The organism is Comamonas resistens (assembly GCF_030064165.1).
Lineage (GTDB): Bacteria > Pseudomonadota > Gammaproteobacteria > Burkholderiales > Burkholderiaceae_C > Comamonas > Comamonas resistens.
Genome location: NZ_CP125947.1, coordinates 4261099 through 4280594, shown reverse-complemented (window position 1 = coordinate 4280594; position 19496 = coordinate 4261099). Strand labels below are relative to the sequence as shown.

Here is a 19496-nt window from a genome sequence, read left to right as displayed (position 1 = left end):
CATAGCATGCAATTTCCTATCTCTTCCCTCAAGTGCCTGACCCTGCTGCTGGCAGCGTTGGGCCTGGGCGGTGCGGCGCTGGCGCAGACCGCCGCGCAGGCTCCGGCGCTGTCGGCAGCCAATGGCCTGAGCTTTGCCGACTATCTGAGCGCTGTCGAGCAGCACAGCCTGGAGCTGCAGTCCCAGCAACAGAGCGTGGTGGCGGCCAAGGCTGGCGTCGGCATAGCCGGCATACGCCCCGATCCGCAGCTGACGCTGGGGGCCTCGCGCGAGCAGGTCAGAACCGGCACGCCGCGTCCGCTAAACCGCAATTACGAAGTCAGCATGGAACTGGAGACCGGCGGCAAGCGCTCGGCCCGCATCCGCGCCGCGCGCAGCCAGGTGAGGCTGGCCGAGGCCGGCGTCGAGGGCTTTCGCACCCAGCTGTTTTCCGATGCGGCCCAGGATTTCACCCAGGCCTGCCGCGACCAGCAGGCGCTGCAGCGCAAGGAGCAGACACTCAAGGCACTGTCCGATGTGGTCAAGGCCAACGAGGTGCGACGCAAGGCTGGCGACATAGGCACCGTGGAATGGCGGCAGTCGCGTGTGGAGCGCGACCAGTTTCAGGCCGATGTCACGCAGGCTCGAGCCGATGCCCAGACCTCGCGTCTGGCACTGAGCGTGCCGCTGGGGCGCAAGCTGTCCGAGGTCTTCAGTTCGGAAGACCTGCAATGCGATTTCCAGCCCTTTGCCAACGGCAAGAACATCGAAGCTTTGGTGGTTCAGGCGCTTGATGCGCGCAGCGATGTGCGCGTGGCCCAGGCGGCGCTGGACAACGCACGCGACAACGCCGGCGTGGCCCAGGCCAACCGCTGGGTCAATCCCACGCTGGCCGTGGGTGTGGCGGCCATACCAGCGACGGCTGCAGGCGTCGACAACGAAGGCAAGGCCTTTGACGCAGGCAATCGCTCGCGCATGTTGTCGGTTTCGGTCAGCGTGCCGATTCCGTTCTCGCGCCTGAACCGTGGCGAGGTGCTGCAGGCCGAGTCTGTCGTGACCCAGGCCATGCTGGGCCTGCAGCAGTCGCAGCACAAAGCCGAGGCCGACGTGCGCTCGGCCTATTTCCGCTTCGAGGCAGCCAGGGAGAACGTGGAGCGCTATCGCAGCAATGTGCTGACCGATGCGCAGCGCGTGCTGGAGAGCATTCGCCTGTCCTACCGTCATGGCGAAGCTTCGTTGCTGGAACTGCTGTCGGCACAGCGTTCTGCCGACGATGCCTATCTTGGCTATCTGCAGGCTGAGGCTGACCTGGCCAAGGCCACGGTCGACCTGCAACTGAGCATAGGCCAGCGGCCCGCGCTGTGATGGGTGAACCGGGCGAGCAGGGCTGGCGGGCGCGCATCATGCGCCGCGTCATGAGTCACAATCAGTGGATCTTTCACGCCCTGAGCACGACCCTGCACGCCATGACCGCCGAACCGCAACGCTTTGTGCATCTGCGCCGGGCCTTGATCCTGCTTGCTATGGCTGCGGCCATGGCAGTCATCTTTGCGCTGGATACGCTAACCGAATATGCGGTGGCCGCAGCCGTGTTTCACACGGCCATCATCCTTGTAGCCGTGCGCTGGTTCAGCCCGCGCCTGGTGATTGCCATCACGGGCTTGTGCATCACGCTGACCCTGGCCAGCTTTGCGCTGACCCCGGCCGGGGCCTATCGCACGGGGCTCATCAATACCGGTATCAGCATTCTGGCCATCGTCATCACGGCCTATCTGGGCCTGAAGATGGTGGCGGCGCAGAATGCCGCGCATGCGGCGCAGACCCAGTTGCTGCGCATCACCCAGGCAACCAGCCTGGGGCAGGTGACTGCCTCGATTGCGCATGAGGTCAACCAGCCATTGGCCGCCATCGTCACCAGCGGCAATGCCTGCCAACGCTGGCTGGCCCAGCAACCGCCCAATCTTGAAAAAGCCGGCCAGGCGCTGGAGCGCATCCTCGGGGATGCCCAGCGGGCCAGCGATGTCATTGCACGCATCCGTTCCATGGCGCGTGGCGAGGCACCCAGCAAGCAGAAATTCGATCTCAACGACGCCGTGCGCGAGATGGTGCATCTTTCTGGGGCCGACCTGAACCAGCGCTCCATTGCCATGGACTTGCAACTGGCAGCAGGGCTGGCACCGGCATGGTGTGACCGCGTGCAGTTTTTGCAGGTGCTGGGCAATCTGCTGCTCAATGCCATGGACGCCATGCAGGACACACCGGTCGTGCAGCGGCGCATCACGGTAGCCACGCAGTCCCTGGGCCAGCAACTGGCGCTGACGGTGATGGATGCCGGGGAAGGGCTGTCCATGTCTGCAAAAAGCCATCTCTTCGATGCCTTCTGGACGACCAAGCGCGACGGCATGGGACTGGGACTGAACATCTGCCGCAATATGGCGGAGGCCAATGGCGGCCGTATCTGGGCCACAGATCGTGAGGATGGGCGCAGCGGAGTCGTATTTCATGTCACCATCGCCGCTTTCGTGGCCGCAGGGGATGCTGCAGCAGGAGGAAACAGGTTTGGCTGAGATGGAAACCGTGTATGTGATTGACGACGATGCCTCGGTACGCGCCGCCATCGAAGATTTGCTGCTTTCCGTGGGCTTGTCCGTGTCGGCATTTGGTGCAACCCGCGACTTCCTCACGCATCTGGAGCTGAGCCCGCCTGAAGGGCCTGCCTGCCTGGTGCTGGACATTCGCATGCCCGGGCAAAGCGGCCTGGAGTTCAGGAGGCAGATGCTGGAGCTGGGCCTGCGCTTTCCCACGATATTCATCACAGGGCATGGCGATATTCCCATGAGCGTGGAAGCCATGAAGACAGGGGCCATCGAGTTTCTGGCCAAGCCGTTTCGCGATCAGGATCTGCTCGACGCCATACAGCAAGGCATTGCACTGGATCGCCAGCGCCGCGTGCAGGACGGGCTGCTGCAGGAGCTGCGCTCGCGTTGGGATTCTCTGTCCGGCGGGGAGCAGTCCGTGCTGACAGGCGTGGTGCGAGGCCTGCTCAACAAGCAGATCGCGGGCGAGCTCGATGTCAGCGAAATCACGATCAAGGTCAGGCGTTCTCAAGCCATGCGCAAGATGGAGGCTGGCTCGGTTGCCGAGCTGGTGCGCATGCTGGAGAAGCTGGATATCCGCTGATGCCCGCCGGGCCGTTGCTTCAGGGGCGCGGCAGCTTTGGCTGGAGCCATAACGGTGAACGTCAAACTTGCTGATATCGGCTCCATGTGCTGACTGCGCATGGGCTTGTTGGTGCGTACCGGGGATTTGCCAGTACACAATGGCGGATTCGCCAGGAGCGGTCAATGCATCAGCAAGGAACATTCAATAACAAATGTGGTCTCGGCAAGCTCTGCGCAGGCAGCCTGATGTCCTTGTACTTGATGTGGGGGCCGGCTGCTCATGCGCAGCAGAGTGCGGAGACAGCCCAGGCAGGCGCTGAGGATGCTGCTGAGGGTGAGAAAACCATAGAGCCTGAAAAGTGGAATGCCAGGTTCCAGGCGACCTATGTATGGCAGCGCAAACCATCTTTTTCCGCGCCTTATACGGGAGCCATGAGCCTGAAGCCCGAGCGCGAGCGGAGCTACTCGTTCACGACCACCGCATCCTTCGGATACCGTCCATGGGCGGGAGCAGAGGTCTATCTTGATCTGGAAGGTGCGCAGGGCATTCCTCTGTCGGGACTGACCGGCCTGGGTGGCTTTACCAATGGAGAGTTGGCCAAAACTTCGGGCGCAAGGCTGAAACTCTATCGCGCCCGTGCATTTTTGCGCCAGACCTGGAACCATGGCGGTGAGCAAGAAGCCGTGGAGTCCGATGCAAGGCAGTTGGCCGGCATGGAGGACAAGCGCCGGACCGTGCTGACGGTCGGTAATCTGGCCGTGACCGACATCTTTGATAACAACCGCTACAACCACGATCCGCGAACCCAGTTCATGAACTGGTCGTTGATGACCCAAGGTGCGTCCGACTATGCAGCGGACGCCCGTGGTTACAGCTGGGGCGCGGTGCTGGAGTGGTTTCATGATGACTGGGAGCTGCGCTTTGGCCGTTTCATCCAGCCCAAGGAGCCCAACGGCCAGCCGCTGGACTACCGCATCTTCAAGCACTACGGTGACCAGCTGGAGGTTGCCCATGCGCATACGCTGGCAGGTCAGCCTGGTAAGCTGCGGGCACTGGTGTTTCGCAACCATGCGGTGATGACCAGCTACAGCGATGCATTGGCCCAGGCCGCGCAGCGAGGAGGAGTGCCTGACATCAATACCGCGCGCTACGGGGCCAAGAGCAAGCGCGGCTTCGGCCTGAACCTGGAGCAGGCGCTATCTGACGATGTGGGACTGTTCGCACGCGCCAGCTGGGCCGATGGAAAGACGGAAATCTATGCCTTCACGGAAATCGACCGCTCGCTATCCACAGGCCTGCTGATCCAGGGGCGCAAATGGGGGCGGGCCAAGGATACGCTGGGCCTGGGTGTGGCACGCAATTTTCTGTCTTCCGTCCATCGTCAGTACCTGGCCGAAGGCGGCATGGGGCCGTTCATCGGCGATGGACGTCTGAACTACAAGCCCGAAAGCATTCTGGAGATGTTCTACAGCATGAGCGTCGGCCAGAAGTCCAGCGTGACCTTCGACTGGCAACATATCCGCAACCCCGCGTACAACGCCGACCGCGGGCCGGTGAATGCACTGGCCGTGCGCCTGCACACGGAGTTTTAAAAGATGCGCTGGAGGATCTGGTGCAGGCCTGCGGTCATCAAGGTGTAGCGGAGGAACTTGCCGACCGCCATATAGCCCACGCAGGCCCAGAAGGGCAGGCGAAGCCAGCCGGCGACGGCGCACAGCGGGTCTCCCACAACGGGCAGCCAGCTCAGCAGGCAGGCCTTGGCGCCGTATTTGCGCAGCCAGTAGCGGGCCACGCGATGCCAGCGTGACTGGTTGTGCATGTTTTTCCGCTGAGGCTGGGTGCCATCATGCTGGCGCAGCCTGCGGGCCCTGTTCCAGGCCTTGTGCGCGGCCAGGCCCATCCACCAGCTGATGGCGCCGCCAATGGTGTTGCCTGCCGTCGCAACCATAATGGCGGGCCAGAATAGATGAGGATTGGCCGTGACCAGGGCCGCCACCACGGGCTCCGAGCCCAGCGGCAGCAAGGTGGCAGAAACCAGGGCCACGATAAAGACCGTGCTCAGGCCCAGCTCCGGCAGGGCCAGCCAGTGCAGCACTTGTTGCATCCATGATTCCATAGGGGCGCTAGTTTAGAACGTGTTGACGATCTCCCCGCTCCGCGACAGTGACTTTGCGGGAGGGGATGCTAGGGGGCGGCCCCCCGCGCGCAATACCGCAGCAATAGCCGTGCTATTGCGAGGATTTGCAACGCCGCAGACCGCCCGCAAAGCCACTGTCCCGAAGGGTTGGAGTGAAATCGGGCGCCTTCTGCGCGCTGGCCCTTGCTTGCACCCCGGTGCAAGCGGCGGACCATCGCTTCGAACTCATCCCGATTGCGCTCCAACGCGGCTGCGTAGAGATCGTGAACACGTTCTTGGGGCTGCGGCACAATCGCGCATCCGGCCAATATCCTGCAAGAGCGCTTGCGTATGGAGATACCAATATGAGTTTTCAGCCCCGCCTGGCGGTTGTGGCGTTTGCTTTGATTTTTATAGCTGGTTGCGCACAGCACATGGGCGCGACAGAGTCATCGACCTCCAATGCTGGAGCAGACCTGGTGCCGCTGAGCAGTCTGGCCCCTGGCGTGCGCCAGGATATGCGTTACGCCACCCGCCATAACTTCATGGGGCGGCCTGTCGAAGGTTATGAAGCCGGTGTGTGCTGGCTCAGCCGTGCGGCGGCCCAGTCTCTGGCTGCAGCGCAGAAGGAGCTGGAAGTCTATGGCATGGCCATCAAGGTCTATGACTGCTATCGTCCTCAGGCGGCGGTGAATGACTTTGTGCGCTGGGGCAGGGATATGACGGACCAGAAGAACAAGGACATGTATTACCCGCGCGTGCCCAAGAGCGAGCTGTTCAAGCGCGGCTATATCGCCGAAAAATCCGGCCACAGCCGTGCCAGCACGGTGGACATGACGCTGGTGGTCGTCGATGCCAGGCGCGCAAGCAAGCGTGTGCGCGGTCCGCTGGCCGATGGTATCGATGTGGACATGGGCACGCCGTTCGATATGTTCGATGAGCAGTCGCATACCGAAGATGCTTCCCAGTCCCCGGATGTGCAGCACAACCGTCGCTGGCTGCGGGCGCTGATGCAGCGCCATGGCTGGAAGAATCTACCCGAAGAATGGTGGCATTACACGCTGGCGAGCGAGCCCTATCCCGATCAGTATTTCAACCAGCCGGTCCGAAAAAACTGAGTCCTGCTGCGGGTAGGTAGCGATAGTGATTCGTCCTACAGGGTGATGCATCAACTTTGGTTTTGCTGAAAAATTGGGCAGGTATAATTCAGCCCTCTTTTCCAGCGCCCGGTTGGCTCCAGACAAGCACTGTCTGCTGCGACCCCAGAACCCCTTTCATGCCCGCTCTGCACATTGGTCATATCCCATTGGCAAATCGTCTGTTTGTCGCACCCATGGCGGGTGTGACGGACAGGCCGTTTCGCCAGTTGTGCAAGGCCCTGGGCGCGGGTTATGCGGTCAGCGAGATGGTGACCAGCCGCAAGGACCTGTGGAACAGCCTCAAGACCAGTCGGCGCGCCAACCACGAAGGCGAGCCTGGGCCGATCTCGGTACAGATTGCCGGCACCGAAGCGCCCATGATGGCCGAAGCCGCGGTCTACAACATCGAGCGCGGCGCACAGATCATCGACATCAACATGGGCTGCCCGGCCAAGAAGGTCTGCAACAAATGGGCGGGTTCCGCCCTGATGCAGAACGAGCCCCTGGCCGTGGAAATTGCCCAGGCCGTGGTGGAGGCCGCGCGACCCTACAACGTGCCCGTCACGCTGAAGATGCGTACCGGCTGGTGCGATGAACACAAGAACGCCATCGCGCTGGCACGCCAGTTCGAGGGCGTGGGCATCCAGATGCTCACCGTGCACGGCCGCACGCGCGAGCAGGGCTACAAAGGCTTTGCCGAGTACGACACGATTGCCGCCGTCAAGCAGGCGGTGAAAGTGCCCGTGGTGGCAAACGGCGATATCAACAGCCCCGAGAAAGCCCGCGATGTGCTGGCCTACACGGGGGCGGACGCCATCATGGTCGGCCGCGCTGCCCAGGGCAGGCCGTGGATATTTCGCGAAATTGCCTATTTCCTGGAGACGGGCGAGCACATGGCACCACCGCTGGTGGCCGAGCTGCGTCGCCTGCTGCTGGAACATCTGCAGGACCATTACGGCCTGTATGGCGAGGGAGTCGGGGTGCGCAGCGCGCGCAAGCACATTGCGTGGTATCTGCGGACTCTGCCGGGTGGGGAAGAATTCAGAAAACACATCAACACTATTGAGGACTGTACGGTTCAATGGCAGGCCGTGGCCGACTATCTGGATGCCCTGGGGCAGCAGATGGAGCGGATACCGGCTGCCACGGCAGCTGCTGAAAGCAGCGAGCTGGACGAACCGGCAGGAATGACTGCATGAGCAATCAGAATTTAGAACAAGTCGTTCGCGATAGCCTGGAGGGCTATTTCCGCGATCTGGAAGGCGAAACGCCCGCCAATGTCTATGACATGGTGATTCGCCTTGTCGAAAAGCCCTTGTTGGAGGTGGTCATGGGCCAGGCCGACAACAACCAGTCGCGCGCGGCCGAGTGGCTGGGCCTGAACCGCAACACCTTGCGCAAAAAGCTGCTGGATCACCAGTTGCTCTGAGCTGTATCGCTTCCGAATCCATAGCTGCAAGCGCTTGATGGATATGCGCTGCAGCTTGTTTTTATCCAAACTTTGAATTGACGCCCATGAAAGCTCTGATCTCCGTCTCCGACAAGACCGGCATCGTTGAATTTGCGCAAGCCCTGCACGCCCTGGGCGTGCAGCTGCTGTCCACCGGCGGCACGGCCAAGCTGCTGGCCGACAAGGGCCTGCCCGTGACCGAAGTCGCCGAAGTCACCAAGTTCCCCGAAATGCTGGACGGCCGCGTGAAGACTCTGCACCCCATGGTGCACGGTGGCCTGCTGGCACGTCGCGACTTCCCCGAGCACATGGCCGCTTTGAAGGAACACGGCATCGAGACCATCGACCTGCTGGTGGTGAACCTGTACCCGTTTGAAGCCACCGTGGCCAAGCCCGGTTGCACGCTGGCCGATGCCATCGAGAACATCGACATCGGCGGCCCCGCCATGGTGCGCTCCGCCGCCAAGAACTGGAAGGACGTGGGCGTGGTCACCGCAGCCGACCAGTACGAGGCCGTGCTGGGCGAGCTCAAGACTGCCGGAAAGCTGTCGAACAAGCTGCGCTTCGAGCTGTCGGTTGCGGCGTTCAACCGCATCAGCCAGTACGACGGTGCCATCAGCAACTACCTGTCGTCGGTCAAGTTTGAAGACGAAAAGCTCAGCGAAGAATATGTGCCCGAGCGCGCCGCCTTCCCCGGCCAGTTCAACGAGCAGTACCTGAAGGTGCAAGACCTGCGCTACGGCGAAAACAGCCACCAGCAAGCGGCCTGGTACCGCGACCTGGCGCCGGCTGCCGGCTCGCTGGCCACCGGTGTGCAACTGCAGGGCAAGGAACTCTCCTATAACAACATCGCCGATGCCGATGCTGCCTGGGAATGCGTCAAGAGCTTTGAAGTGCCAGCCTGCGTGATCATCAAGCACGCCAACCCCTGCGGCGTGGCCGTGGGCGCCAACCCCTTCGAAGCCTATTCCAAGGCTTTCCAGACCGACCCCACCAGCGCCTTTGGCGGCATCATTGCCTTCAACCGCCCTGTGGACAAGGCCGCCGCCGAAGCCGTTTCCAAGCAGTTCGTCGAAGTGCTGATGGCTCCGGAGTTTTCCGCCGAAGCCCTGGAAATCTTCAAGTCCAAGGTCAATGTGCGCCTGATGAAGATTGCGCTGCCTGCCAACTACGGTGACGTGCGCAATGTGCTGGAAACCAAGCGCGTGGGTTCGGGCCTGCTGCTGCAATCGGCCGACAACCATGAACTCAAGCTCGAAGAGCTGAAGGTTGTGACCGTCAAGCAGCCTACACAGCAAGAGCTGCAGGATCTGCTGTTCGCCTGGAAGGTGGCCAAGTTCGTCAAGTCCAACGCCATCGTCTTCTGCAAGAACGGCATGACCATGGGCGTGGGCGCCGGCCAGATGTCGCGCCTGGACTCGGCCCGCATTGCCTCCATCAAGGCCGAAGCCGCCAAGCTGTCGCTGCAGAACACCGTGGTGGCGTCGGACGCCTTCTTCCCCTTCCGCGACGGCCTGGACGTGGTGGTCGATGCTGGTGCGACCTGCGTGGCCCAGCCCGGCGGCTCCATGCGTGACCAGGAAGTGATCGATGCGGCGAACGAGCGTGGCGTGGCCATGGTGTTCACCGGCGTGCGTCATTTCCGTCATTAAACACTCCCCTGAGGCGCTGCGCGCCTTCCCCCTCTCTGGCGCTGAGCGCCGGAGGGGGACGACACCTTCGGTGCGCGGCGGCGCTTCCTCGGTATCTCTGGCTAGGTTCGCGCCAGTTTTTTGCTCCGCGTCCCATGGCCAGCGCAAGCTGGCCATTGTCTTTTTGAGCTGTGATTGTTTGGTATGACTGACCCCATCGACGACGAAGAAAACTACCCGGCCAGGCCGCGCTGGATTGGCTGGCTGATCGGGCTGGTAATACTGGCTGCGGTGCTGGGTGTGGTCAATATCGGCTGGCGCATCATGCGGGTCAGCTCGGCAGAGCAGGCGGCGGATGCGCTGGTGCAGAGCCAGCCTGAGCTGGCTGCAGGCAAGAAGCTGGTGGAGCAGTCCGATTGCATGCGCTGCCATGGCTGGGACCGCAAGTTTGTGGGCCCGGCGTTTGCGTCGATTGCCGACAAGTACCGCGAGCGCAGCGATGCCCAGGCCTATCTGGCTGGCAAGATTCGCAGCGGCAGCGTGGGTGTCTGGGGCAATGTCATCATGCCGCGCCACCCCCAGATCAGCGAGGTGGATTCCTTGCAGATGGCCCGCTGGGTGATGTCGGCCAAGGCTTCGGACAAGAGCTCCGAAAAATAGACGCAGGCAGTCGCCTGCAATCCATGACAAGGCTGGATGCGGGCGCGTTTCCAGCCTTTTTGCTTTGCGGACTACGCTGGGGTCGATGTGCTGCTTTCATAATCCGCGCATGACCGAGCCAGCGACCACAGCCCCGCAAAACCATAAAACCCAAGTCCATTCCTCCCGCAAGCAGCGCGGCTTTGTGTTCTGGGCCGTCTGGGTGTTGATTGCCTCTTACGCCGTCTATCCCACGGCCAACTGGCTGGCCAGTCTGCGTGATCATCGCTACGACTTCCTCACCCCCTGGGACGCGATGATTCCGCTGGTGCCGGAATTCATCTTTGTCTATTTCTCCTTTTTCCCCTTTCTGCTGTTGCCGCTGTGGCTGGTGCAGCAGCCGGTGTTGTCGGCTCTGGGCAAGCGCCAGATTGCCGGCACGCTGATCTGCGGGCTGGTGTTTGTGCTGTTTCCCGCCAACCTCGCATTCGAGCGCGTGATCCCCGATGCCGAGCCTTATCGCAGCATTTTTTCCATGATGTTTCTGGTGGACAAGCCGCACAACCTGCTGCCTTCGCTGCACATCGTCTACACGGCGCTGACCTGTCTGGCCGTCTGCCAGTGTCAGTGGCCCAAGGGGCGGGCGGGTCTGTGCATCGCCATCGTGCTGTGGAGTGTGGCCATCTGTGCCTCCACCATGCTGGTGCACCAGCACCACGTTCTCGATGTGGTGACGGCGCTGCTGCTGGTGGCCGTGCTCTGTGTGTTGATCCGCCCTGCCGCGGAACCTCTGGGGCTCGCCCGGCCTTGAGCGAAAGATGCCCTGTCAGAGCCGCGGGATGTTTTTGATTCCTGCTCGAGTAGGTGCTTGCTCGCAGGACATCTGCGCCATCTTCAGGACTGGCGCAGGCTTTGTGAGCGGTGATGCCGGCTAATCTTTTTTGCGAAGCGGCTGCAAGCGCGCTTGCAGAAAACATGCAGCGCCGGCGGTGATGCTGCAGGGAAGCTGCAAGCGTCGGGCCGAATCCCTAGGATGGCCGTTTGATGAAATGAACAGGGCTGGGGATACGCGCCACAAGCGTGGGTCGCCTGGCCGAGGGGTATGCATGCAGTGGCTGAAAACCAAAACCATTGAACAGGCCATGGCCGACTCGGATGAGCCGGGCCGACAGCTCAAGCGCACGCTGGGCGTTTTCGATCTCATGATCCTGGGCGTGGCCGTCGCCGTGGGCGCCGGCATATTCTCGGTGGGTGCCCGCGCAGCCGGCAGCTTTGCCGGGCCGGCGGTGATCTTCTCCTTTGTGCTGGCGGCGCTGACCTGTGCCATGGCCACCATGTGCTATGCGGAGTTCGCCTCCAGCGTACCCGTCACGGGCAGTGCCTACACCTATACCTATCTGACCATGGGCGAGGGCGTGGCCTGGATCATCGGCTGGAATCTGCTGCTGGAGATGATCTCGGCCGGAGCCGTGATTGCCAAGTACTGGGGCATTTATCTATCCACCATCTTTGCCACGGCGGGCCTGCATGTGCCAAGCACCTTGCACCTGGGTCGCATCGATATGGAATGGGGGCCGTTCGTCATCGTGGCCGTGTTCACGGCCCTGCTCATGCTGGGCACCAAGGCGTCGGCCCGCGTCAACAACCTGTTCACGCTGATCAAGATTGCCATCACGCTGTTTGTCATCGTGGTGGGCTTCACCTATGTCGATCTGAAGAACTACACGCCCTTCGTGCCGCCCGCGCAGCCGCCTGTGGTGAGCCATGGCGTGACGGGTGATATCTGGGGTCAGCCCATGCTGGCCTGGCTGTTTGGCGCACAACCCAGCCAGTACGGCTGGCTGGGCGTGATCTCGGGCGCCTCGCTGGTGTTCTTTGCCTTCATCGGCTTTGATGTGGTCGCCACCTCGGCCGAGGAAGTCAAGGACCCGCAGAAGACGCTGCCGCGCGGCATCTTCGGCGGTCTGGCCATGGTCACCGTGCTCTACATCCTGGTCACGCTGGCGCTGACCGGCATGGTGCCCTACACCGAACTGGCCAAGGCCGAGAACCCGTCGCTGGCCACGGCTTTCATCAGCGTGGGAGCCAACTGGGCCGCGCAGGTCATTGCCGTGGGCGTGCTCATGGGGCTAACCACGGTGGTGATGGTGCTGCTCATGGGGTCGGCCCGCATTCTGCTGGCCCTGTGCCGTGACGGCCTGCTGCCGCGCAGCTGGAGCGTGACCTCGGCCACGCGCAAGACGCCTGTGCGCCTGCAGCTGCTGGTGGGCGTCATCATCGCGGCGCTGGCAGGTTTCACCAAGGTCGAGATGCTGGAAGAGATGATCAATATCGGCACGCTGTCGGCCTTTGTGCTGGTCAGCATCGGTATTCTGGTACTGCGCAAAAAGCGTCCCGATCTGCCGCGCGGCTACAGCGTGCCATGGGTTCCGGTGGTGCCCGTGCTCTCGGCGCTGCTGTGCACCTATCTGGCCTTGAATCTGACCACGCTGACCTGGCTGCGCTTTCTGGGCTGGATGGCGATCGGTGTGGTCATCTATCTGGCCTATGGCATGCGGCACTCCAGGTTGCGTTGATTGCTATCGAAAATGAAGCTGCTGGCGCTGAGCCATTCTTGAGATAAGAACGATTGATATCTGAGATCCTCTGCAGACAGGCGCTAGCAGCTATCAAAAACAAAGCCCTGCAAGCTCATTTCTTGCAGGGCTTTGTTTTGAGTACAGTGCAGCCATGTCTCACACCTTACCTTCCGCCGACGGGCAGGACCGCTGCTTCTGGTGCCACGGCACGCCCGCCTATGTGCACTATCACGACCATGAGTGGGGCTTTCCGGTCGGCAATGACCAGCGCCTGTTTGAAAAGCTCTGTCTGGAGGGCTTTCAGTCGGGATTGAGCTGGCTGACCATACTCAACAAGCGCGAAAACTTTCGCGCGGCATTTGCAGGCTTTGATTTCCACAAGGTCGCGCAATTTGGCGAGGCCGATGTGGAGCGCCTGCTGCAGGACGCGGGCATTGTGCGCCACCGCGGCAAGATCGAGGCCGTGATCAACAACGCCCGGCGCGCGCTGGAAATGGTCGAGGCCGAGGGCTCGCTGGCCGCATTTTTCTGGCGCTACCAGCCTGCCGCGCCATCGACCGGCGAGGCCGTGCCCGCGCAGACGGCAGAGTCCCAGGCTCTGTCCAAGGAGCTCAAGAAGCGCGGCTGGAAGTTTGTTGGCCCCACCACCATGTATGCGCTGATGCAGGCCATGGGCCTGGTCAATGACCATGCGCCAGGCTGCATCACAAGGGCCAAGGTGGATGAGGCCAGAGCCGCTTTCCAGCAGCCCTGACAGGGGCCTGGGCAGTCGCCGGTCAGGCCTTGACCAGCAGCCCCGGTGCACTGGCCATGACCTTCATGGCAGCATCGCTGCTGGCCGTGAAGTCGCGGCTGGTGATGGTGTTCACATAGATCCAGTCGGCGCGGCAGGCATCGGCGGTGGCCGTCACCACCATATAGCCGCGGCGCGAGGTATCGCAGTACTTGAGCGGCTTGATGAGCTGCTGCAGCGCACCGGCCAGCATGGCCGGGTTCTCCTTGGGTAGATACTCCTCGAAGCCCGGCGAGCTGACCGACGAAGTCGCGAACTCCACGCCCACGGCATTGCCGTTCATGTCCTGCAGCTCGTTGGCCCAGGCGTTGTGCGTATCGCCGGCCAGCACCACCAGTTTTTTCTTCAACTGGCGTGCGCTGGCCAGCACGGTCTCGCGCGCGGCCTGGTAGCCGTCCCAGGCGTCGAGGTTGTAGGGAATCGAGGGCTGGGCCAGGATGGCCTGCTCCTGCGGGGTAAGCGTGGCAGGCGCGCTCTGTGCCTTGGCGACCAGCGCCGCATATTGAGAGACCGACACGCCTGCACCGGGCTGAATGGTTTCCATCAGGATGGGGGCGGGGATCTCCATGCGGCCCATCACCACCTGCTGGCCCAGCACCTGCCAGGTGGCGCTGGAGGCCGCCATCTGCTGCTGCAGCCATTGTGTCTGGGTCTGTCCCATGAGCTGGCGCGCGGGGTTGGCCATGGCCTTGGCAAAGCCAGCTGCATCAAGACCCGTGGGCGTCATGAAATCGGCATAGTCCAGCTGTTTGTCGCGGCCGATGACACGGGTGTCCAGCATGTGCAGCGAGACCAGGTTGCCAAAGTTGAAGCTGCGGTAGATCAGCTCGGGGCTGGCCGTGCGCGTGGGCATCCACTCGTGGTAGGCCTGCATGGCGGCGGCCTTGCGTGCTGCAAAGTCGCCTTCGCTGGCCTGATGGTTTTCGGCACCACCGCTCCAGGTGTCGTTGGCAAACTCGTGGTCGTCCCAGATGGCGATCATGGGGGCTGCCGCGTGCAGCGCCTGCAGGTCGGCGTCTGTCTTGTACTGAGCATGGCGCTCGCGATAGTCGGCAAGCGAGAGGATTTCTCCGGCTGGGTCGACCTGGCGGCCCATGGCCTCGGCATGGGCCGATGCATAACCGCCGCGTGCATATTCATAGATGTAGTCGCCCAGGTGCACTACGGCATCCAGGTCGCTGCGCCTGGCGGCATCGGCATACACATTGAAGTAGCCTGCGGGGTAGTTGGCGCAGGAGAACACCGCCAGCTTGACCTGGGCTACCGAGCCCGTGGGCAGCGTGCGCGTGCGCGCCGTGGGTGAAGTCGTGCCGTAGGCACGGAAGCGGAAGTGGTAGGCCGTGGCCGGCTTGAGGCCTGTGGCATCGACCTTGACCGTGAAATCCCGGGCGGCACTGGCGCTGGTCTGGCCGCTGGCCACGATGCTGGCAAAGCTTGCGTCGCTGGCCAGTTCCCACTGCACGGGAATATCTGCCGCATGCCCGGCGGGAGGGGTGACACGGGTCCAGAGAATCACGCGATCGGACAGCGGGTCGCCACTGGCCAGGCCATGGGCAAAGCGGACCTTGGGGGCTGGCTCTGGCGTGCCGGGCTGGCCGGCCTCTCCGTCACCACCTCCGCATGCCGCGAGGGGCAGCGTGGCCACGACACCGGCACCCCAAGCCATCTGGCGGATGAACTGGCGGCGGCCCTGGTCGCTGGATTCTGGGGCCATATCTTTGAACAGATTGTGCAGCGGCTGCTTGCTGGATTCGTCGGTCATGGTGCTTTCATTGCAGGCAAAAGCGCGAGCGTGACAAGCCTCCATGACGTGGCTATGAAAAGCAAAAAGGCCTTGCGCTGAAGCAGAGCAGGCGCCATCTGCTATCAAAATAAAAATGACACCCCATGCTCCCCACTGCGTGTGGTTTGCAGCCCTCCGAAAGGACCTAGGCGGCCCCGACGTTTTTATCTTGACGCGGCCCGGCGACAACCACAGCCCCCACGCTTGCCTACTGACATGTGGCAGCAGCCCCCCGAGGGGGTCGCTTATTGCCTTGGGGCGGCCCGGCGGCAATACAAAAAGCCCCGCAGGCTTTTGCTGCGGGGCTTGTGTGGGGGCGCTGAAACTACAGTGTCTTGAACACTTCGCGTGCCGCCTCGATGGTGCGGTCGATATCTTCGTCCGTATGGGCTGCGCTCACAAAGCCGGCTTCGTACAGCGCAGGCGCGAAGTAATGGCCGCGCTCCAGCATGCCGTGATAGAACTTGTTGAAGACCTTACCGTCGGTCTTCATGACTTCGGCATAGGTCTTGGGCAGCTCGGGCAGGAAATAGAAGCCGAACAGGCCGCCCTGCCAGTCCACACTGAAGGGGATACCCGCAGCCTTGGCTTCGGACTTCAGGCCCTGCATCAGATGGCCGGTCTTCAGGTGCAGATCGGCGTGGAAGCCGGGGCGGCTGATCAGCTCCAGCGTTTTCAGACCGCAGGCCGTGGCAATGGGGTTGCCCGACAGTGTGCCGGCCTGGTAGACCGGGCCCAGGGGCGAGAGCTTTTCCATGATCTCGCGGCGCGCGCCGAAGGCTGCCATGGGCATGCCGCCACCGATGACCTTGCCCATCACGGTGATGTCGGGCGCAAAGCCTTCAATGTCCTTGGCGTACACGCTTTGCGCGCCGCCGAGAGCCACGCGGAAACCCGTCATCACCTCGTCGTAGATCATCAGCGCGCCGTGCTCGCGGGTCAGCTCGCGGATGCGGCGTGTGAAGTCGACGGAGGCGCGCACGAAGTTCATATTGCCGGCGATGGGCTCCATGATCACGCAGGCGATCTCGCTGCCGATCTTGGCAAAAGCCTCCTCGAGCTGGGCAACATCGTTGTACTCCAGCACGATGGTGTCCTTGGCCACATCGGCGGGCACGCCGGCGGAGGAGGAAGCGCCAAAGGTCGCCAGGCCCGAGCCGGCCTTGACCAGCAGGGCATCGGCATGGCCGTGGTAGCAGCCGTTGAACTTGATGATCTTGTTGCGGCCCGTGAAGCCGCGCGCCAGGCGCAGCGCGCTCATGCCGGCTTCGGTGCCGGAGCTGACCATGCGCACCATGTCCATGCTGGGCACAAGCGAGCGGATCTTCTCTGCCAGCACCACCTCGCGCTCGGTGGGCGCACCATAGCTGAAGCCTTCCAGCACGGCAGCCTGCACGGCAGCCACCACTTCAGGGTGGCCATGGCCCAGGATCATGGGACCCCAGCTGCCGATGTAGTCGGTGAACTGCTGCTCGTTCTGGTCCCAGAAATAGGGACCCTGGGCGCGCTTGACAAAGCGCGGAGTGCCGCCGACGGCAGCAAAGGCACGCACGGGCGAATTCACGCCACCAGGAATCACCTGCTTGGCGCGTTCGAACAATGCAATATTCAAGTCAGTGTTTTGTGTCATGAGAGGGAATCACAAAGCCTTCGAGGGGCTTTGTCTGAGGTTCTTCGTCGGAAGATGAGGCCTGGACTTCATCGGCATCCTCATCATCGGCTTCGTCTTCGGGCTGGGCCCAGAACAGACGGTCGGGCACATAGTGGCCCATGCCGGGGCGAAAGCCTGCATCCAGGCTATGGTCCAGGTATTCCAGCGCCTCCAGGGTGGCGACACCCAGGTCGTTGCCGGTGGCCAGCAAGGCCGTCAGTGCCGCAGACAGCGTATCACCTGCACCTGTGAAGGTGGCGTCAAACATCTCGTACTTGCTGTTGCCCAATACGGTCTGGGCCGTGGTCAGCACGTTGTCGACAAACTGATCGGGCAGGGGAATACCCGTCACCAATACATAAGGTACTTCCAGGGCCTCGGCAGCCATGGCGATATCACGGGCCGTCGGGCTGCGGCTGCTCTCCCAATCGGGCAGCAGCCAACGCCACAGAGTGTTGTGGTTTCCAACCAACACTGAGGTTTGAGGCAGAACAAGTTCCTTGAAAGCGTCCAGGTACTGGTCCTGCTTGTCGTCCTCCCACCAGGACAGGTCCGGCATGTAACTGATGATGGGGATGTTGGGATAGTCGGAGGAAATCTCCGCGACGGCGGCCAGGTTTGCCGGGCTGCCCACGAAACCGACCTTGATCGCGGCCACTGGAATGTCTTCGAGCACGGCGCGGGCCTGCTCGGTGACGGCTTCATCGTCCAGCGAAAAGTGCTCGTAAATGCGCACCGTATCTCGGGCATAGGCGCCGCAGGTCACGGGCAGGGCATGGCCGCCCACGGAGGAAATGGTCGAGATGTCGGCGGACAGGCCGCCAGCGCCACAGGGGTCGCTGCTGTTGAAGATCAGCACGCAAATCGGTGCGGTCTCTGCGGCTTGTTCCTCGCGAGTAGAACGGGTGGAAGGAGAGGAGATGGGGTTGGTTGCCATGGCGAACCCCAGTTTGCACCCGGAATTGCAAGGGTGAGAGCCGGGGTTATGACTAGATACAATCATTGCATTCTATGTGAAGCCCCTTTAAGCTGTGACTGACCCTAAAACTTGGATGTGTTTGACCTGTGGCTGGCTCTACGACGAGGCCCAGGGTTGTCCTGAACACGGTATCGCACCGAACACACGTTGGGAAGACGTGCCCATGAACTGGACCTGCCCCGAGTGCGGTGCGCGAAAAGACGATTTTGAGATGGTGGAGATCTGAGTGCGCTAGCCACTCGGTCCAATGAAAAAAAGATATCTGGGAGGAGTTTCACCGTGACAGCATCCAGCGTGCCCTTGCGGGTTCTGGTGGTGGATGACAGCAACACCATTCGCCGCAGCGCGGAAATCTTCCTCAAGCAGGGTGGCTATGAGGTGCTGCTGGCCGATGATGGCTTCGATGCCCTCTCCAAGGTCAACGACTACCAGCCCCAGCTCATCTTCTGCGACATCCTGATGCCCAAGCTCGACGGCTATCAGACCTGCGCCATCATCAAGCGCAACGCCCGTTTCTCGAATACGCCTGTGGTGATGCTGTCCTCCAAGGATGGTGTCTTCGACAAGGCGCGTGGCCGCATGGTCGGCTGCCAGGACTATCTGACCAAACCGTTTACCAAAGATCAATTGCTGCAGGCCGTCGAACAGTTCGGCAAGCAGTCAGCAGGTGTGGGAGCTGCATGATGACAATTCAAAAAGTGTTGGTCGTAGATGATTCCAAGACAGAGCTGATGGCTCTGAGCGAAATGCTGCAAAAACAGGGTCTGCAGGTGCGTACTGCCGAAAACGGCGAGGAAGCACTGAAGCGCCTGGCAGAGGACAAGCCTGACCTGATCCTGATGGATGTGGTCATGCCCGGCCAGAACGGTTTTCAACTGACCCGCGCCATCTCGCGTGACCCGCTGTATGCCGATGTGCCCATCATCATGTGTACCAGCAAGAACCAGGAAACGGATCGCGTCTGGGGCATGCGCCAGGGCGCCAAGGGCTACATCACCAAGCCCGTGGATGCAGCGGAGCTGCAGGCCAAGATCGCGGCTCTGTAACGGGCGGCGCTTCCATGGCGAACCGCGAAGCCCTTCGAGATCTTCAATCCCGTCTGGCAGGCCGACTGCAGGCCGCGCGCAGCGAAGGCGTGAGCGTCGCTGCCTGGCTGGCCGTGCAGGCCGGTGGGCGTGACTTTCTGCTGCCGCTGACCCAGTCCGGCGAGATCTTTCCCTGGACCGGCGTGCAGCCGGTGCCCTATACACAGTCCTGGTTTCTGGGCATTGCCAATCTGCGCGGTGCGCTGATGGGCGTGATCGATATTGCGCAGCTGCTGGGACAAGGCCATGCCCGCACCGAGCAGGAACTGCTGGAGTGCAGCCTGCTGGCCTTCAATCCCGCGCTGGAAGTCAATGCTGCGCTGCTGGTGGACAAGCTGCTGGGCCTGCGTGCCGCAGATGCCTTTACCCAGACCGAGCCTGCTCCCGAGCGATCTCCGAGTTTCTACGGCGCTGTCCATGTGGATGGCACAGGCCGCCGCTGGCAGGAGCTGCAGTTGCAGCGCCTGTCGCAAACCGCCAAGTTTTTGAGCATTCGTGCTTGAGGTTTCT

20 protein-coding genes are annotated in these 19496 nt (G+C 62.1%); 16 read left to right on the top strand and 4 right to left on the bottom strand.

The features are described from left to right. The first annotated feature begins 6 nt into the window (after positions 1 to 6). The 4 genes from QMY55_RS19950 to QMY55_RS19935 all read left to right on the top strand — a co-directional run bounded on the left by QMY55_RS19950 (position 7) and on the right by QMY55_RS19935 (position 4733). On the top strand, positions 7 to 1344 hold the full coding sequence (locus QMY55_RS19950) for a TolC family protein (RefSeq protein ID WP_283485850.1): 1338 nt from the start codon (positions 7 to 9) through the stop codon (positions 1342 to 1344). A gap of 101 nt (positions 1345 to 1445) precedes the next feature. Next, on the top strand, positions 1446 to 2546 hold the full coding sequence (locus QMY55_RS19945; protein ID WP_283489022.1) for a sensor histidine kinase: 1101 nt from the start codon (positions 1446 to 1448) through the stop codon (positions 2544 to 2546). 1 nt (position 2547) lies between these two features. Then, complete coding sequence (locus tag QMY55_RS19940; protein WP_283489021.1) at positions 2548 to 3159, top strand: response regulator transcription factor; 612 nt, start codon at positions 2548 to 2550, stop codon at positions 3157 to 3159. A 227-nt stretch (positions 3160 to 3386) separates the two neighbouring features. Next, positions 3387 to 4733, top strand: coding sequence for a carbohydrate porin (locus QMY55_RS19935; RefSeq protein WP_283485849.1), 1347 nt, complete (start codon positions 3387 to 3389; stop codon positions 4731 to 4733). On the opposite strand, the gene QMY55_RS19930 is transcribed toward QMY55_RS19935, so the two are convergent. After that, complete coding sequence (locus QMY55_RS19930; RefSeq protein WP_283485848.1) at positions 4730 to 5245, bottom strand: YqaA family protein; 516 nt, start codon at positions 5243 to 5245, stop codon at positions 4730 to 4732. The genes QMY55_RS19935 and QMY55_RS19930 overlap by 4 nt on opposite strands. Before the next feature lie 377 nt (positions 5246 to 5622). Between QMY55_RS19930 and QMY55_RS19925 the strand changes: the two genes are divergently transcribed. The 8 genes from QMY55_RS19925 to QMY55_RS19890 all read left to right on the top strand — a co-directional run bounded on the left by QMY55_RS19925 (position 5623) and on the right by QMY55_RS19890 (position 13449). Continuing rightward, positions 5623 to 6375, top strand: coding sequence for a M15 family metallopeptidase (locus QMY55_RS19925; RefSeq protein ID WP_283485847.1), 753 nt, complete (start codon positions 5623 to 5625; stop codon positions 6373 to 6375). 158 nt (positions 6376 to 6533) lie between these two features. Next, on the top strand, positions 6534 to 7595 hold the full coding sequence (dusB, locus tag QMY55_RS19920) for a tRNA dihydrouridine synthase DusB (protein WP_283485846.1): 1062 nt from the start codon (positions 6534 to 6536) through the stop codon (positions 7593 to 7595). Beyond that, the gene (locus tag QMY55_RS19915; RefSeq protein WP_283485845.1) at positions 7592 to 7825 is read left to right on the top strand and encodes a Fis family transcriptional regulator; all 234 of its coding nucleotides are present in this window, start codon (positions 7592 to 7594) and stop codon (positions 7823 to 7825) included. The genes dusB and QMY55_RS19915 overlap by 4 nt, the downstream gene beginning before the upstream one ends. Before the next feature lie 86 nt (positions 7826 to 7911). Beyond that, positions 7912 to 9498 carry a bifunctional phosphoribosylaminoimidazolecarboxamide formyltransferase/IMP cyclohydrolase gene (gene purH / locus QMY55_RS19910; protein WP_283485844.1) on the top strand — a complete coding sequence of 529 codons (1587 nt, stop codon included), beginning with the start codon at positions 7912 to 7914 and terminating at the stop codon, positions 9496 to 9498. Positions 9499 to 9681: 183 nt separating this feature from the next. After that, complete coding sequence (locus QMY55_RS19905) at positions 9682 to 10137, top strand: c-type cytochrome (protein WP_283485843.1); 456 nt, start codon at positions 9682 to 9684, stop codon at positions 10135 to 10137. Positions 10138 to 10246: 109 nt separating this feature from the next. Continuing rightward, the gene (locus QMY55_RS19900; protein WP_283485842.1) at positions 10247 to 10927 is read left to right on the top strand and encodes a phosphatase PAP2 family protein; all 681 of its coding nucleotides are present in this window, start codon (positions 10247 to 10249) and stop codon (positions 10925 to 10927) included. A 295-nt stretch (positions 10928 to 11222) separates the two neighbouring features. After that, on the top strand, positions 11223 to 12692 hold the full coding sequence (locus QMY55_RS19895; RefSeq protein ID WP_283485841.1) for an amino acid permease: 1470 nt from the start codon (positions 11223 to 11225) through the stop codon (positions 12690 to 12692). Between the two features lie 154 nt (positions 12693 to 12846). Beyond that, positions 12847 to 13449, top strand: a complete 603-nt coding sequence (locus QMY55_RS19890; RefSeq protein ID WP_283485840.1) for a DNA-3-methyladenine glycosylase I — start codon at positions 12847 to 12849, stop codon at positions 13447 to 13449. A gap of 22 nt (positions 13450 to 13471) precedes the next feature. Here the strand turns inward: QMY55_RS19890 and QMY55_RS19885 are convergent, their stop codons facing one another. The 3 genes from QMY55_RS19885 to thiD all read right to left on the bottom strand — a co-directional run bounded on the left by QMY55_RS19885 (position 13472) and on the right by thiD (position 17859). Next, entirely contained in the window at positions 13472 to 15202 is a 1731-nt protein-coding gene (locus tag QMY55_RS19885; RefSeq protein WP_283489020.1) for an alkaline phosphatase D family protein, read from the bottom strand. 394 nt (positions 15203 to 15596) lie between these two features. Further along, a complete protein-coding gene (gene hemL, locus QMY55_RS19880) occupies positions 15597 to 16901 on the bottom strand; it encodes a glutamate-1-semialdehyde 2,1-aminomutase (protein WP_283485839.1) in 1305 nt (434 codons plus the stop codon). Continuing rightward, entirely contained in the window at positions 16885 to 17859 is a 975-nt protein-coding gene (thiD, locus tag QMY55_RS19875; protein ID WP_283485838.1) for a bifunctional hydroxymethylpyrimidine kinase/phosphomethylpyrimidine kinase, read from the bottom strand. Before thiD ends, hemL begins: the two co-directional genes overlap by 17 nt. 115 nt (positions 17860 to 17974) lie before the next feature. Here thiD and QMY55_RS19870 point away from each other — a divergent pair, with 115 nt between their 5' ends. From QMY55_RS19870 to QMY55_RS19855, 4 genes are read left to right on the top strand one after another with little or no spacing between them, the layout of a single operon-like run. Continuing rightward, positions 17975 to 18127 carry a rubredoxin gene (locus QMY55_RS19870; RefSeq protein WP_283485837.1) on the top strand — a complete coding sequence of 51 codons (153 nt, stop codon included), beginning with the start codon at positions 17975 to 17977 and terminating at the stop codon, positions 18125 to 18127. A 53-nt stretch (positions 18128 to 18180) separates the two neighbouring features. Next, the gene (locus QMY55_RS19865) at positions 18181 to 18585 is read left to right on the top strand and encodes a response regulator (protein WP_218240991.1); all 405 of its coding nucleotides are present in this window, start codon (positions 18181 to 18183) and stop codon (positions 18583 to 18585) included. After that, positions 18585 to 18947 carry a response regulator gene (locus QMY55_RS19860; protein WP_283485836.1) on the top strand — a complete coding sequence of 121 codons (363 nt, stop codon included), beginning with the start codon at positions 18585 to 18587 and terminating at the stop codon, positions 18945 to 18947. Before QMY55_RS19865 ends, QMY55_RS19860 begins: the two co-directional genes overlap by 1 nt. 14 nt (positions 18948 to 18961) lie before the next feature. Further along, positions 18962 to 19489: a chemotaxis protein CheW gene (locus QMY55_RS19855; protein ID WP_283485835.1), complete on the top strand. Its 528-nt coding sequence runs from the start codon at positions 18962 to 18964 to the stop codon at positions 19487 to 19489. Positions 19490 to 19496: the final 7 nt, after the last annotated feature.

Coding starts and splice junctions, on each gene's coding strand:
- QMY55_RS19870 (WP_283485837.1), top strand. CDS start 17,975: ATGTGTTTGACCTGTGGCTGGCTCTACGACGAGGCCCAGGGTTGTCCT.
- QMY55_RS19930 (WP_283485848.1), bottom strand. CDS start 5,245: ATGCAACAAGTGCTGCACTGGCTGGCCCTGCCGGAGCTGGGCCTGAGC.
- purH (WP_283485844.1), top strand. CDS start 7,912: ATGAAAGCTCTGATCTCCGTCTCCGACAAGACCGGCATCGTTGAATTT.
- QMY55_RS19890 (WP_283485840.1), top strand. CDS start 12,847: ATGTCTCACACCTTACCTTCCGCCGACGGGCAGGACCGCTGCTTCTGG.
- QMY55_RS19860 (WP_283485836.1), top strand. CDS start 18,585: ATGACAATTCAAAAAGTGTTGGTCGTAGATGATTCCAAGACAGAGCTG.
- QMY55_RS19940 (WP_283489021.1), top strand. CDS start 2,548: ATGGAAACCGTGTATGTGATTGACGACGATGCCTCGGTACGCGCCGCC.
- QMY55_RS19855 (WP_283485835.1), top strand. CDS start 18,962: ATGGCGAACCGCGAAGCCCTTCGAGATCTTCAATCCCGTCTGGCAGGC.
- QMY55_RS19935 (WP_283485849.1), top strand. CDS start 3,387: ATGTCCTTGTACTTGATGTGGGGGCCGGCTGCTCATGCGCAGCAGAGT.
- QMY55_RS19945 (WP_283489022.1), top strand. CDS start 1,446: ATGACCGCCGAACCGCAACGCTTTGTGCATCTGCGCCGGGCCTTGATC.
- QMY55_RS19905 (WP_283485843.1), top strand. CDS start 9,682: ATGACTGACCCCATCGACGACGAAGAAAACTACCCGGCCAGGCCGCGC.
- dusB (WP_283485846.1), top strand. CDS start 6,534: ATGCCCGCTCTGCACATTGGTCATATCCCATTGGCAAATCGTCTGTTT.
- QMY55_RS19950 (WP_283485850.1), top strand. CDS start 7: ATGCAATTTCCTATCTCTTCCCTCAAGTGCCTGACCCTGCTGCTGGCA.
- QMY55_RS19900 (WP_283485842.1), top strand. CDS start 10,247: ATGACCGAGCCAGCGACCACAGCCCCGCAAAACCATAAAACCCAAGTC.
- hemL (WP_283485839.1), bottom strand. CDS start 16,901: ATGACACAAAACACTGACTTGAATATTGCATTGTTCGAACGCGCCAAG.
- thiD (WP_283485838.1), bottom strand. CDS start 17,859: ATGGCAACCAACCCCATCTCCTCTCCTTCCACCCGTTCTACTCGCGAG.
- QMY55_RS19885 (WP_283489020.1), bottom strand. CDS start 15,202: ATGGCCCCAGAATCCAGCGACCAGGGCCGCCGCCAGTTCATCCGCCAG.
- QMY55_RS19895 (WP_283485841.1), top strand. CDS start 11,223: ATGCAGTGGCTGAAAACCAAAACCATTGAACAGGCCATGGCCGACTCG.
- QMY55_RS19915 (WP_283485845.1), top strand. CDS start 7,592: ATGAGCAATCAGAATTTAGAACAAGTCGTTCGCGATAGCCTGGAGGGC.
- QMY55_RS19925 (WP_283485847.1), top strand. CDS start 5,623: ATGAGTTTTCAGCCCCGCCTGGCGGTTGTGGCGTTTGCTTTGATTTTT.